The sequence below is a fragment of the Oryzihumus leptocrescens genome (genome assembly GCF_006716205.1).
Classification (GTDB): domain Bacteria; phylum Actinomycetota; class Actinomycetes; order Actinomycetales; family Dermatophilaceae; genus Oryzihumus; species Oryzihumus leptocrescens.
In genome coordinates this window covers 2,110,676-2,123,940 of sequence record NZ_VFOQ01000001.1, presented here as the reverse complement: position 1 = coordinate 2,123,940, position 13,265 = coordinate 2,110,676, and the positions used below count along the sequence as shown (strand labels likewise).

At 72.3% G+C, this 13,265-nt stretch carries 15 protein-coding genes; 12 read left to right on the top strand and 3 right to left on the bottom strand.

Annotated elements, in window-relative coordinates:
* The first annotated feature begins 15 nt into the window (after window positions 1-15).
* Window positions 16-501, top strand: a complete 486-nt coding sequence (locus FB474_RS10010; RefSeq protein WP_185746110.1) for a GNAT family N-acetyltransferase — start codon at window positions 16-18, stop codon at window positions 499-501.
* Between the two features lie 24 nt (window positions 502-525).
* Here the strand turns inward: FB474_RS10010 and FB474_RS10005 are convergent, their stop codons facing one another.
* Complete coding sequence (locus FB474_RS10005; protein WP_141788503.1) at window positions 526-1,713, bottom strand: thiolase family protein; 1,188 nt, start codon at window positions 1,711-1,713, stop codon at window positions 526-528.
* Window positions 1,714-1,904: 191 nt separating this feature from the next.
* Here FB474_RS10005 and FB474_RS10000 point away from each other — a divergent pair, with 191 nt between their 5' ends.
* Window positions 1,905-2,819, top strand: a complete 915-nt coding sequence (locus FB474_RS10000) for a DUF1996 domain-containing protein (protein WP_141788502.1) — start codon at window positions 1,905-1,907, stop codon at window positions 2,817-2,819.
* 411 nt (window positions 2,820-3,230) lie between these two features.
* Complete coding sequence (locus FB474_RS09995; RefSeq protein ID WP_141788501.1) at window positions 3,231-4,154, top strand: DUF1996 domain-containing protein; 924 nt, start codon at window positions 3,231-3,233, stop codon at window positions 4,152-4,154.
* Between the two features lie 248 nt (window positions 4,155-4,402).
* Here the strand turns inward: FB474_RS09995 and FB474_RS09990 are convergent, their stop codons facing one another.
* On the bottom strand, window positions 4,403-5,149 hold the full coding sequence (locus tag FB474_RS09990; RefSeq protein WP_141788500.1) for an ABC transporter permease: 747 nt from the start codon (window positions 5,147-5,149) through the stop codon (window positions 4,403-4,405).
* Window positions 5,146-5,856, bottom strand: a complete 711-nt coding sequence (locus FB474_RS09985; RefSeq protein ID WP_246092122.1) for an ABC transporter ATP-binding protein — start codon at window positions 5,854-5,856, stop codon at window positions 5,146-5,148. Before FB474_RS09985 ends, FB474_RS09990 begins: the two co-directional genes overlap by 4 nt.
* A 115-nt stretch (window positions 5,857-5,971) precedes the next feature.
* Between FB474_RS09985 and FB474_RS09980 the strand changes: the two genes are divergently transcribed.
* The 9 genes from FB474_RS09980 to FB474_RS09940 are packed head-to-tail and all read left to right on the top strand — an operon-like array spanning window position 5,972 to window position 13,245.
* Window positions 5,972-6,727 carry a helix-turn-helix transcriptional regulator gene (locus tag FB474_RS09980; RefSeq protein WP_246092458.1) on the top strand — a complete coding sequence of 252 codons (756 nt, stop codon included), beginning with the start codon at window positions 5,972-5,974 and terminating at the stop codon, window positions 6,725-6,727.
* A complete protein-coding gene (gene sufB, locus FB474_RS09975) occupies window positions 6,724-8,145 on the top strand; it encodes a Fe-S cluster assembly protein SufB (RefSeq protein WP_141788498.1) in 1,422 nt (473 codons plus the stop codon). Before FB474_RS09980 ends, sufB begins: the two co-directional genes overlap by 4 nt.
* Window positions 8,145-9,335 carry a Fe-S cluster assembly protein SufD gene (gene sufD / locus FB474_RS09970; RefSeq protein WP_141788497.1) on the top strand — a complete coding sequence of 397 codons (1,191 nt, stop codon included), beginning with the start codon at window positions 8,145-8,147 and terminating at the stop codon, window positions 9,333-9,335. Before sufB ends, sufD begins: the two co-directional genes overlap by 1 nt.
* Window positions 9,336-9,349: 14 nt before the next feature.
* Window positions 9,350-9,685: a non-heme iron oxygenase ferredoxin subunit gene (locus FB474_RS09965; protein WP_141789925.1), complete on the top strand. Its 336-nt coding sequence runs from the start codon at window positions 9,350-9,352 to the stop codon at window positions 9,683-9,685.
* Window positions 9,686-9,691: 6 nt separating this feature from the next.
* Window positions 9,692-10,450, top strand: a complete 759-nt coding sequence (gene sufC / locus FB474_RS09960; protein WP_141788496.1) for a Fe-S cluster assembly ATPase SufC — start codon at window positions 9,692-9,694, stop codon at window positions 10,448-10,450.
* Between the two features lie 11 nt (window positions 10,451-10,461).
* On the top strand, window positions 10,462-11,775 hold the full coding sequence (locus FB474_RS09955) for a cysteine desulfurase (RefSeq protein ID WP_141788495.1): 1,314 nt from the start codon (window positions 10,462-10,464) through the stop codon (window positions 11,773-11,775).
* Complete coding sequence (sufU, locus tag FB474_RS09950; RefSeq protein ID WP_141788494.1) at window positions 11,775-12,275, top strand: Fe-S cluster assembly sulfur transfer protein SufU; 501 nt, start codon at window positions 11,775-11,777, stop codon at window positions 12,273-12,275. Before FB474_RS09955 ends, sufU begins: the two co-directional genes overlap by 1 nt.
* On the top strand, window positions 12,272-12,604 hold the full coding sequence (locus FB474_RS09945) for a metal-sulfur cluster assembly factor (RefSeq protein WP_141788493.1): 333 nt from the start codon (window positions 12,272-12,274) through the stop codon (window positions 12,602-12,604). Before sufU ends, FB474_RS09945 begins: the two co-directional genes overlap by 4 nt.
* On the top strand, window positions 12,601-13,245 hold the full coding sequence (locus FB474_RS09940; protein ID WP_141788492.1) for an acVLRF1 family peptidyl-tRNA hydrolase: 645 nt from the start codon (window positions 12,601-12,603) through the stop codon (window positions 13,243-13,245). The genes FB474_RS09945 and FB474_RS09940 overlap by 4 nt, the downstream gene beginning before the upstream one ends.
* The last annotated feature ends 20 nt before the right edge of the window (window positions 13,246-13,265 follow it).

The window sequence follows — 13,265 nt, the reverse complement described above, 5'->3', positions numbered from 1 at the left end:
GGTAGGGTCCGGCCCATGTCGGTGACCCTGCGCCTGGTGCGGCCCGAGGACAGCGGGCTGCGCGCCCAGCTCATGGCCCACACCCTGCCACCCGAGCAGGACTTCGCGCGCCCGGCCCGCGACACGCTGCCCCTGGCCGACGCCGACCCCGGCCGCACCTCGGTCGCCATCCTCGACGGCGACCTGCCCGTGGGCATGTTCCAGCTCGACCGTGGCGGCTTCCTCCCGGAGATCACCGACCGGGTCGAGGGGACGCTGCTGCTGCGCGCGTTCTACGTCGCCCCACCGTTCCAGGGGCGGGGACTGGCCACCCGCGCCGTCGCGGCCGTCGCGGACTTCGTCCGCGCGACCTTCCCCGACGTGGACCGGGTGCTGCTCACCGTCAACCACGCCAACCCCGCGGCGGCCCGCTGCTACCTGCGCGGCGGCTTCGCCGACACCGGGCAGGACTACCTGGTCGGGCGCCGCGGTCCGCAGGACGTGTTCGCCCTCCAGCTCTGAGCGGCGGCACGCACCGGTGCCGGGTCAGGCGCGGAGCACGACCGCCAGGCCCTGGCCGACGCCGATGCAGATCGCCGCGAGGCCCCAGCCACCGCCACGGCGGTGCAGCTCGTGGGCGAGCGACCCGAGGACCCGCGCCCCGCTGCAGCCGAGCGGGTGGCCGATCGCGATCGCGCCGCCGTTGACGTTGACGATGGCCGGGTCGAGCTCGGGCCAGGAACGCAGGCAGGCCAGCGACTGCGCCGCGAACGCCTCGTTGAGCTCCACCGCGGCCAGGTCGCCCCAGCCGATCCCGGCCCGCTCCAGCGCCCGCTGCGCCGCCTCGACCGGGCCGATGCCGAACACGTGCGGGTCGACCCCGGAGGCGGCGCGGGAGACGACCCGGGCCAGCGGCTCGGGGGAGCCGAGGCGCTCCAGGCCGGTGTCGTCGGCGAGGAACAGCGCGGCGGCCCCGTCGTTGAGCGGCGAGGCGTTGCCGGCGGTCACCGTGCCGTCGGGCCGGAACACCGGCTTGAGCCGGGCGAGCCCCTCCATCGAGGCGTCGGCGCGGATGCCCTCGTCGCGGGTGAGGTCGGTGCCCTCGACCGGGACCACCTCGGCGTCGTACACGCCCTCGTCCCACGCGCGCGCGGCGTTGCGGTGCGAGGCGACGGCGAACGCGTCCTGCTCCTCGCGGCTGATCCCGAACCGGTCGGCGAGGATCTCGGCGCCCTCGCCGAGCGCCACGGTCCACTGCGCCGGCATGGCCGGGTTGACCATGCGCCAGCCCAGCGTCGTGGAGTGCAGCTGCTCGTGCCCGCGGGGGTAGCCGCGCTCGGGCTTCTGCAGCACCCAGGGCGCCCGGCTCATCGACTCGACCCCACCGGCGAGGACGAGGTCGGCGTCACCGGCCGCGATGGCCCGCGAGGCCTGGATGACCGCCTCCATGCCCGACCCGCACAGCCGGTTGACGGTGGCGCCCGGCACGGAGGTCGGCAGCCCGGCCAGCAGCGCCGCCATGCGGGCCACGTCACGGTTGTCCTCACCGGCGCCGTTGGCGTCGCCGAGGAGCACGTCGTCGACCCCAGCGGGGTCGAAGCCCTTCCCGGTATGCCGTGCCACCAGCTCGCGCACGACGGTCGCCGCCAGGTCGTCGGGGCGCACCCCGGCGAGGGCACCGGCATACCGCCCGATGGGGGTGCGGACCGCGTCGGCCACCCACACGTCGTTCATCAGCGACTCCTGTCCAGGTGAGGAACGCCACGAACCTTCTCACAGCGGCGTCTCCTGCCCATGGCGCAGGGCGGACGGCCCCCGTCTGCGCCCGTAGGGTGAGGGAGCCTCGTCGCGCAGGGGGATTCGGGGTGAGGCGCCCTGCGGCACCGTGTGGACAGCACCTGTCCCGGCCGTAGAAGGGGTCCCTGATGCTCGCAGCAGCAACTACCGCCCCGCGTCGCCGCCGGGCCGTCGTGGCCGGCTGGCTGGCCACCCTCCTGGCGTGCGCGTCCGCACTGGTGATGGTGCCCACCGGGTCGGCGTCGGCGATGGCCAAGATCCAGTGCAAGCAGACGACGGGGACGGGCTACATCGACCCGATCGTGCACCACGACCAGGCCATCTCGTCGGCCACGACGCACCTGCACCAGTTCTTCGGCAACAACGCCTGGCTGGCGCTCGGCAGCTGGGCCAACTACGCCAACTACGCCAACCTTGCCGGCAAGGGCACGAACTGCCTCAACACCGCCGACACCGCGGGGTACTGGTCCCCGGCCCTGCGCTACACGGCGACCGGCACGGTCATCCCGGCGGTGGGGTTCTGGGCCTACTACCGGGCCTACGACGGCAGCAACAAGGGACCGGGGATGGAGTTCCCCGCCGACACGCGCCTCGTCGCGACGGTCTACAACTGGACCTGCGGGCAGTTCGAGCGGCAGGGCCCGGTGCCCTACATCCCCGACTGCCACCGGGCCGACGGCCGGCCGGGGCACACCCTGACGGCCCACATCGACTTCCCGTCGTGCTGGAACGGGGTACGGCCCTACCACCCGAGCACCCAGGTGGGGGACACCCGGGACAACCGCAACTACGCCTACGCGGTCAAGGGGGCCTGCCCGGCCGGCTTCCCGTACAGGATGGTGCAGCTGCGGGAGACGATCGCCTACGCCTACCACGGCTACGGCACCGACGTGCAGCTCTCGAGCGACCCGATGATGGGGATGACCGACGGGATGTCGATGCACGCCGACTTCTGGAACACGTGGGTGCAGACGGGGCTGGTCTCCATGGTGGCCAACTGCGTCAACGGGACCGGCACGCGCACCAAGGCGCAGTGCGGCTGAGTCCCTCGTCACCGCCTGGTCGCCGTCGGGACCGCATCGTGGGACGAGCGCGTCCCACGATGCGGGATGGTTGATGCGCTGACCGGGCTCTGGTGCAAGCGGTTCGACGCTGTCGGTGGGTTCGCGCCCGCGACGGGCCGCCGGTGCCCGTGCCGGTCCGTTCCGGGCTGCGGGCGTGACGCATGTCAGCGGGTGTGGCCCCTGGGGACGCCGTGACGGTCCGGGTCTGTCGTGCTCGTGCCCGTGTCGGTGATGTCCCGGACGGGTCCGTGGTCCACCGGGACCTAGGTCCCGAAACGCCGCAATGCCGGACAACCAACGCGTCTCTGGACCAAAGGTCACGGTTTGGGCACTCTCGGGGACTGCGGCTCACCGGCCGCCTCTCCTGTCCCCCTGTGAGGAGTCCCATCCATGAGACACACCCCCCGTCATGCCGCGGTGGCCCTGCCGAGCCGAAGGCTGCAGGTGATCGCGATGGTCATGGCGGCCACGCTGGCGCTGATCGTCACCTCGCTGGTGTCGCAGTCGCAGTCCCAGTCGGCTCAGGCGATGGCCAAGATCAAGTGCAAGCAGACCACCGGCACCGGGCGGTTCGACCCGATCGTGCACCACGACGAGCAGGGGCAGGTCGGCCACAACCATCAGTTCTTCGGCAACAACGCCTGGCTGTCCCTGCCCAACCCCAACGCCGCGAACCTGTCGGACCTGCAGGGCAAGGGCACGAACTGCGAGAACCCCAAGGACACGGCCGGCTACTGGGTCCCGGTCCTGCAGTACACCGCCACGAAGAAGGCGCTCACCCCGCAGGCGTTCACCGCGTACTACCGCAGCTGGGACTTCAAGGAGACCGGTGACGGCCAGCCGTTCCCGGCCGACACCCGCCTGGTCGCCGAGAAGCACGACTGGTCCTGCGGGCAGTACATGTCCGTCCCGCCGTCGCAGGCCATCCCGGACTGCACCGGCGCCACCGGCAAGCCCGGCTCGACGCTGACGGCCCACATCGACTTCCCGTCCTGCTGGAACGGCGTCAAGCCCAACCACCCGGCCAGCCAGGTGGGCGACACCACCGACAACAAGAACTACGCCTACCGCGTCGGCAAGAGCTGCCCGTCCGGCTTCCCGATCAAGATGGTCGCGCTGCGCGAGACGATCTCCTACCCCTACACGGGCAAGGGCGCGGACCTGGAGCTCTCCTCCGACGCCGAGCACGGCACCAGCGACGGCCAGTCGCTGCACGCCGACTTCTTCAACGCGTGGGACACCGCGGGCTTCGCCTCCATGGTGAAGAACTGCATCAGCGGCACCGGCACGCCCACCGCGGCCGAGTGCGGCTGACCTGAGACGCGCCGGGCGCCCCGCGGCCACGGGGGCCCGGCGACCAACCAGGGGCCTGGACGGTCCGGACGTGTTCGACAGGGGGCGCGTCCGGACCGGACCCGGGCCCACCGGTTCCGGGTGACCCCCGCAGCCGCAGGCGGAGAGACCTGCGGAGGCGGGGGTCCTCGCCGTCCGGGGGCATCGCACCGGGGGCCCGGTCGCCCCGGGCCGGGCCGACACGGGCCCGGTCGCGCAGGCGGTCGGGTTCAGTCGCCCCAGCGGAAGGTCCAGGCGGCGACCACGGTCGCGACCGCGCCCCAGAGGACCAGGACCAGCACCGGTATGCCGGCCAGCCGGCCGTGCAGGAACGCGTCCCGCAGCCCGTCGGCCAGGGCGCTCGAGGGCAGCGCCGCCGCCAGGTGGGACAGGCCGGCCGGCTGCTCGCTGCGCGGGATGATCACCCCGCCGAGCGCCAGGAGGACCACCCAGACGAGGTTGGCGATGGCCAGGACGCCCTCGGCGCGCACCGTGCCCGCCAGCAGCAGGGCCAGGGCCACGAACGCCCAGGTGCCCAGCAGGGCGACGAGCAGGGCAGGCAGCAGGCCGACCCAGCTCGGGTGCCAGCCCAGTGCCAGGCCCAGCCCGCCGATCACGACGAACTGCAGCAGCTCGACGGCGAGCACCGCGACCGACTTGGCCACCAGCAGGCCGCCGCGGCCGAGCGGGGTCACCCCGAGCAGGCGCAGAACCCCGTAGCGACGGTCGAAACCGGTCTGGATCGCCTGCCCCGTGAACGCGGTGGAGATGACCGCCAGCGCCAGCACCCCCGGCACTGCGACGTCGATCCGCCGGCCGGGGCCGAGCGAGGGGGAGTGGGCCAGGGCGAGGCCGACGAGGGCCAGGGCGGGCAGGACGACCGCGACGAGCAGCTGCTCGCCGTTGCGCAGCAGGGTGCCCGCCTCGAACCGGGCCTGGGCGAGGACGCGGGTCCGCGGGGTGGCCGGCGCGCTCATCGGGACCCCTCCCGGGTCAGCTCGAAGTAGACGTCCTCGAGGGTGCGCTCCCCGGTGACCTCGGCGACCGAGCCCTCGGCCACGGCGCGGCCGTGGTCGACGATGACCACGTGGTCGGCGAGGCGCTCGGCCTCCTCGAAGGAGTGGGTGGTGACCACCACGGCGCAGCCGGTGTCGCGGGTCTCGCGCACGAGGTCCCACACGTCGAGGCGGGCGTGCGGGTCCAGGCCCGCGGTCGGCTCGTCGAGGAAGACCACCTCGGGACGGCCGACCAGGGCGGCGGCGAGGGACACCCGCTGCTTCTGCCCGCCGGAGAGGCGGCGCACCGTGGTGCCGCTGAAGGCGTCGATGCCCAGCCGCTGCACCAGGCCGTCGACGTCGGCCGGGTCGGCGTAGAGGGAGGCCAGGTGGCGCAGCAGGCGCAGCGGCTTCGTGCCGCCCGGCAGACCGCCGTCCTGGAGCATCACCCCGACGCGGGAGCGGTGGCCGGCGGGGGCGGACCACGGGTCGGTCCCCAGGACGCGGACCTCGCCGCCGTCGGGCCGCTGCAGTCCCTCGGCGCACTCGATGGTCGTGGTCTTGCCGGCCCCGTTGGGGCCGAGCACGGCGGTGACCTGCCCGCTCGCGGCGCGCCACGACATACCGTCGACGGCGCGGCGGGGTCCGAACTGCCGGACCAGGTCGCGGACGGTCACGGCTTCGGTCACGTGGGCGAGTGTAGGTCGCGCGCCCGGGTGACCCGGCTCACCCCCTCTCCGGCCCCGGTTAGGTGAGCCTGACTAGTAGTCCCGCCCCGAATTACGTCACAATGATGTTGTGTTTATCGCCCGAGCGGACCAGGCGTGTGGGACCACCCCGTCCCACCGCCTCGAGGCGCGCACGCGCGACCGCGTCCGCCGGGCCGTGTCCGAGCACGGGCCGGTGACCGCCGCGGCGCTCGCCGAGCAGCTCGGCCTGACGCCCGCCGCGGTGCGGCGCCATCTCGACGCCCTCGCCGAGCAGGGGATGGTCGCCGAGCGCGAGCCGGCCGCCGCCGGCAAGGGCCGCGGCCGCGGACGCCCCGCCCGCTCCTACGTGCTGTCCGAGGCGGGCCACCACGCCCTCCAGGACGACTACGACGACGTGGCCACCTCCGCCCTGCGCTTCCTCGCCGACCGGGTGGGGGAGGACGCGGTCACCGCGTTCGCGCGCGAGCGGATCGACCACCTCGAGCAGCGGTATGCCGACCAGCTCGCCGCCGCGGGCGAGGACCGCACCGCCCGGGCGGAGGCCCTGGCCGAGGCGCTGACCGCCGACGGCTACGCTGCCTCGACCCGGCCGGTCGGCCAGGGCAGCCCCCTCGCCGGCGTGCAGCTGTGCCAGGGGCACTGCCCCGTCCAGCACGTCGCCGCCGAGTTCCCCGCCTTCTGCGACGCCGAGACCGACGCGTTCTCGCGCCTGCTCGGGGTGCACGTGCAGCGGCTGGCCACCCTGGCCCACGGCGAGCACGTGTGCACGACGTTCATCCCCCTGACCAGCACGACCTCCGGTCCCTCGGGGCCGACCCCGCCCACCTCTGATGAAAGGGCCTCTCGATGAGCACCCACATTGAAGAGCTCAACCCCGGTCTGAAGGACCTCGGCCGTTACGAGTACGGCTGGGCCGACTCCGACACCGCCGGTGCGAGCGCGCGCCGCGGCCTCAACGAGGAGGTCGTGCGCGACATCTCCGGGCGCAAGAACGAGCCCGAGTGGATGCTCAAGCTGCGCGAGAAGTCGCTGCGGCTGTTCGACAAGAAGCCCATGCCGAGCTGGGGCTCGGACCTGACCGGCATCGACTTCCAGAACATCAAGTACTTCGTGAAGTCGACCGAGAAGCAGGCGACCTCCTGGGACGAGCTGCCCGAGGACATCAAGAACACCTACGACAAGCTCGGCATCCCGGAGGCGGAGAAGCAGCGCCTCATCGCCGGTGTCGCCGCGCAGTACGAGTCCGAGGTCGTCTACCACCAGATCCGCGAGGACCTGGAGGAGAAGGGCGTCATCTTCGTCGACACCGACACCGGCCTGCGCGAGCACGAGGACCTGTTCCGCGAGTACTTCGCCTCGGTGATCCCCGCCGGTGACAACAAGTTCGCCGCGCTCAACACCGCCGTGTGGTCCGGTGGCTCGTTCATCTACGTCCCGCCGGGCGTCCACGTGGACATCCCGCTGCAGGCCTACTTCCGGATCAACACCGAGAACATGGGCCAGTTCGAGCGGACGCTGATCATCGCCGACGAGGGCTCCTACGTGCACTACGTCGAGGGCTGCACCGCGCCGATCTACAAGTCGGACTCGCTGCACTCGGCCGTCGTCGAGATCGTCGTGAAGAAGAACGCCCGCGTGCGCTACACGACCATCCAGAACTGGTCGAACAACGTCTACAACCTCGTCACCAAGCGCGCGACCTGCGCCGAGGGCGCCACGATGGAGTGGGTCGACGGCAACATCGGCTCCAAGGTGACGATGAAGTACCCCGCCGTCTTCCTGCTCGGCGAGCACGCCAAGGGCGAGACCCTGTCCATCGCCTTCGCCGGCGAGGGCCAGCACCAGGACGCCGGCGCCAAGATGGTCCACGCCGCGCCGCACACCAGCTCCTCGATCGTGTCCAAGTCCGTGGCACGCGGGGGCGGCCGCACGTCGTACCGCGGCCTGGTCCAGGTCATGGACGGCGCGCACCACAGCAAGTCCACCGTCCGCTGCGACGCGCTGCTCGTGGACACGATCAGCCGCTCCGACACCTACCCGTACGTCGACGTCCGCGAGGACGACGTGCAGATGGGCCACGAGGCGACCGTGTCCAAGATCGGCGACGACCAGCTGTTCTACCTGATGTCGCGCGGCCTGACCGAGGAGGAGGCCATGGCGATGATCGTGCGCGGGTTCATCGAGCCCATCGCGCGTGAGCTGCCCATGGAGTACGCCCTCGAGCTCAACCGCCTGATCGAGCTGCAGATGGAAGGAGCCGTCGGCTGATGACGGTCGTGACCCCCCAGCCCCACACCGACGCGGCCGAGGCCTTCGTCCCGGACCAGTCGCGCGCCGAGCGCCGGACCTCCTTCGAGGTGGCCGACTTCGCGGTGCCGAACGGCCGCGAGGAGGAGTGGCGCTTCACCCCCGTCGACCGCCTGGCCGACCTCATGCAGGTCGAGCCCAGCGACGAGGGCGCCCTGCTCGTCGAGACCCAGGCGCCCGAGGGCGTCGAGCTGCTCGACCTGCCGCTGACCGACGAGCGGGTCGGCACGGCCTTCGTGCCCGCCGACCGGGCCGCGGCCTCCGGCTGGGCCGGCACCGCCTCGGCGCTCTACGTGGGCATCCCGAAGGAGACCGACCTGGCCGAGCCGGTCGTGGTCCGGCTCAAGGGCGACGCCCGCAAGCGGGGCAACGGCCACACCGTCATCGACGCCGGCCGGCACAGCCGCGCCACGGTCGTGCTCAGCCACACCGGCTCCGCCCAGCACCTGGGCAACGTCGAGATCCGCGTCGGCGACGGCGCCGAGCTGACCTTCGTCACGGTGCAGGAGTGGGACGACGACGCCCTCCACGTCGCCCAGAACGACGCCCTCGTTGGCCGCGACGCCACGCTCAAGCACATCGCGGTCACCCTCGGTGGCGAGGTCGTGCGGGTGTCCACCAACGTGCGCTACGCCGGGCCGGGCGGCTCGGCCGAGTGCCTGGGCGTCTACTTCGCCGACTCGCACCAGCACCAGGAGCACCGCCTCTTCGTCGACCACGAGGCGCCGCACTGCAAGAGCTACGTGCAGTACAAGGGTGCGCTGCAGGGCGAGAGCGCCCACACCGTCTGGATCGGCGACGTCCTCATCCGCGCGGCGGCCGAGGGCACCGACACCTACGAGCTCAACCGCAACCTGGTCCTCACCGACGGCGCCCGCGCCGACTCGGTGCCCAACCTGGAGATCGAGACCGGCGAGATCGTCGGCGCCGGCCACGCCTCGGCGACCGGGCGCTTCGACGACGAGCAGCTGTTCTACCTGCAGGCCCGCGGCATCCCCGAGGACCAGGCGCGCCGCCTGGTCGTGCGCGGCTTCTTCGCCGACATCGTGCACCGCATCGGCGTGCCCGAGGTGCAGGAGCACCTCATGGCCGCGATCGACGCCGAGCTGTCCGGGTCGATGGGCGAGCAGGCCGAGGCGGTCACCGCGTGAGCGAGACGACCGAGATGACCGAGACGACCGGCGAGTTCGTGCGCGTCTGCTCCGTCGACGACCTGCCCGAGGTGGGCGCCGTCGCGGCCGACGTCAACGGCACCCTGGTGGCGATCGTGCGCGACAGCGCGGGTGACATCCACGCCATCGACGACACCTGCAGCCACGCCAACGTGTCCCTGTCCGAGGGAGAGGTCGAGGACTGCAGCATCGAGTGCTGGCTGCACGGCTCGCGGTTCGACCTGCGCAGCGGCAAGCCGACCGGGCTGCCGGCCATCACCCCCATTGCTGTCTACCCCGTGAAGATCGACGGCGGCGACGTGTTCGTCTCCGTGACGAAGGAGAACTGAGAACCCATGGCAACCCTGGAGATCAAGGACCTGCAGGTCACGGTCGACACCGAGAACGGCGTCAAGGAGATCCTCCGCGGCGTCACGCTGACCGTGAAGTCGGGCGAGACGCACGCGATCATGGGTCCCAACGGCTCGGGCAAGTCGACGCTGGCCTACTCCATCGCCGGCCACCCGAAGTACACCATCACCGGCGGCACGGTGACCCTCGACGGTGAGGACGTCCTCGCCATGAGCGTCGACGAGCGCGCCCGCGCGGGCCTGTTCCTCGCGATGCAGTACCCCGTCGAGGTCCCCGGCGTGACGGTGTCCAACTTCCTGCGCACCGCCAAGACCGCGATCGACGGCCAGGCCCCGGCCCTGCGCCACTGGGTCAAGGACGTCAAGAACGCGATGTCCGACCTGCGCATGGACCCGGCGTTCGCCGAGCGCAACGTCAACGAGGGCTTCTCCGGTGGTGAGAAGAAGCGCCACGAGATCCTGCAGATGGAGCTGCTCAAGCCCAGGTTCGCGATCCTCGACGAGACCGACTCCGGCCTCGACGTCGATGCGCTGAAGATCGTCTCCGAGGGCGTCAACCGCGTCCGCTCCACCGGCGACGTGGGCGTCCTGCTGATCACGCACTACACGCGGATCCTGCGCTACATCAAGCCCGACTTCGTGCACGTCTTCGTCGACGGCAAGATCGTCGAGGAGGGTGGCCCCGAGCTGGCCGACCGCCTCGAGGACGAGGGCTACGACCGCTTCGTGGGCGTCAAGGCCTGAGGCTGACCACGATGACCGACGTCACCCCGGAGGGGTTCACCAGCGAGGAGCTGGCCGCGATCCGCGCCGACTTCCCGATCCTGTCGCGCCAGGTGCGTGACGGGCGCGCGCTGGTCTACCTGGACTCCGGGGCGACGTCGCACAAGCCGTCCGCCGTGCTCGACGCCGAGCGCTCCTTCTACGAGCAGCACAACTCGGCGGTGCACCGCGGCGCCCACCAGCTCGCCGAGGAGGCCACCGACGCGTTCGAGTCGGCCCGCGAGACGGTCGCCTCGTTCATCGGTGCCCGGGCCCAGGACGTGGTGTTCACCAAGAACGCCACGGAGGCGATCAACCTGGTCGCCTACGCGTTCAGCAACGCCGCGGCTCCCGGCGCGATGGACGGCGCCGACCCGGCCGTCGCGGAGCGGTTCGCCCTCGGTCCCGGCGACGAGATCGTCGTCACCGAGATGGAGCACCACGCCAACCTCGTGCCCTGGCAGGAGCTGGCCCGCCGCACCGGCGCCACGCTGCGCTGGCTCGGCGTCACCGACGACGGCCGGCTCGACCTGGCCGACCTCGAGACGGTCGTCACCGAGCGCACCAAGGTGCTGGCGTTCACCCACGTCTCCAACGTGCTCGGCACGGTCAACCCGGTGGCGCCCCTGGTCGCGCGGGCCCGCGCCGTCGGGGCGCTCACCCTGCTCGACGCGTGCCAGTCGGTGCCCCACCTGGCGGTGGACGTGGCCGACCTCGGCGTCGACTTCGTCGCCTTCAGCGGCCACAAGATGCTCGGCCCGATGGGCATCGGCGTGCTGTGGGGCCGCTCCGAGCTGCTCGCGGCGATGCCGCCGTTCCTCACCGGTGGCTCGATGATCGAGCTGGTCCGGATGGAGGGCTCGACCTACGCCGCACCGCCGCAGCGGTTCGAGGCCGGAGTGCCCATGGCTGCCCAGGCCGTCGGGCTCGCCGCGGCCTGCGACTACCTCACCAAGCTCGGCATGGACCGGGTCGCCGCCCATGAGCACGCCCTCACCGAGGCGCTGCTCGCCGGCCTGGCCCAGCGCCCGTGGGTGCGGGTCCTCGGCCCGACCGACGGCACCGACCGCTCCGGGGCCGTCGCCTTCGAGGTCGACGGCGTTCACGCCCACGACGTGGGGCAGGTGCTCGACGACGCCGGCGTGGCCGTGCGGGTCGGGCACCACTGCGCGTGGCCGCTGCACCGCCGCTTCGGGGTGACCGCGTCCGCGCGGGCGAGCTTCGCGGCATACAACACGCTGGAGGAGGTCGAGGCGCTGCTCGCAGCGCTCGACCGGGTGCCGGCCGTGTTCGGGATGGAGGGCTGATGGACCTCTACCAGGAGATCATCCTCGAGCACTCCAAGCGCCCGCACCACGCCGGCCTGCGCGAGCCGTTCGGCGCCCAGGTGCACCACATCAACCCCACCTGTGGCGACGAGGTCACCCTGCGGGTCCGCGTCGAGGGAGAGGGCGCCGACGCCCTCGTGCGCGACGTGTCCTACGACGCGCTCGGGTGCTCCATCTCCACCGCCTCCACCTCGGTGCTCACCGACGAGGTCATCGGCCGGCCGGTGTCCGAGGCGCTGCAGACGTTCGTCGCGATGCGCTCCATGCTGACCAGCAGGGGCGCCGACCCCGGGGACGAGGAGGCCATCGGGGACGGCGTGGCCTTTGCCGGCGTCGCGAAATACCCTGCCCGTGTGAAGTGTGCGCTGCTGGGATGGACTGCGTTCACCGATGCGTTGGCACAGGCAGGCATCGACATCTCGGCTACGGCGTCCCAGACGCCGGGTCACACCACGACCCCATCACAGGAGCTGTCATGACTGACACGACCACCAGCACAACGGCCAACGTCGCCGACGTCGAGGAGGCGCTGCGCGATGTCGTGGACCCCGAGCTCGGCATCAACGTCGTCGACCTCGGCCTCATCTACGGCATCACGGTCGACGGCCAGAGCCACGCGGTCATCGACATGACGCTGACCAGCGCGGCGTGCCCGCTCACCGACGTCATCGAGGACCAGACCGCCCAGGCGCTCGAGGGCCTGGTCGCCTCGCACCGGATCAACTGGGTCTGGATGCCGCCGTGGGGCCCGGACAAGATCACCGACGACGGCCGCGAGCAGCTGCGGGCGCTCGGCTTCAACGTGTGAGCAGCCCTGCGCCCGTCGATGCGCGCCGGATCGAGGTCGATCCGGCGCGCATCGCTCGTTGGGTGGCGGGTTTCGGCGAGCGGCACGGCATACCGGTCTGGACCGCGGGCGAGGGGACGCTGACCCTGACCGCCCCCGACGGGGCGCAGGCCGTGATGGAACCGTGGCTGCCCGCCGGCCCGTGCCCGGACGGCGACGTCGAGGCCCTGCCTGCGTGGGCCGAGCCGCCGCGAGCGGTCGGGCTGGTCCTCGTGCGCCGCGGCGGGTATGCCGTGGGGCTGGCCCAGGGGGAGCGCCTCGTCGCGCACAAGGCCGGCACCCGCTACGTGCAGTCCCGCACCGCCGCCGGCGGGTGGTCGCAGCAGCGCTACGCCCGGCGGCGGGGCAACCAGGCCGACGCCCTGGCCACCGCCGTGGCCGACCACGCGCTGCGGCTGGTGCTGCCCGGTGACCCGCGCGCCCTCGTCGTCGGTGGTGACCGGGCGTTGGTCCGTGACGTCCTGGCCGACCCCCGGCTGGCGCCGCTGGCCGGCCTGCCGCGCCGGGAGCTGCCCGACCTGCCCGACCCCCGGCTGGCCGTCCTGGAGCAGGCGCTGCGCCGTGGCCGGGCCGTGCGGGTGCTCGTGTCCGACGTCTCCTGACCGCGCAGGGTGCTCGTGTC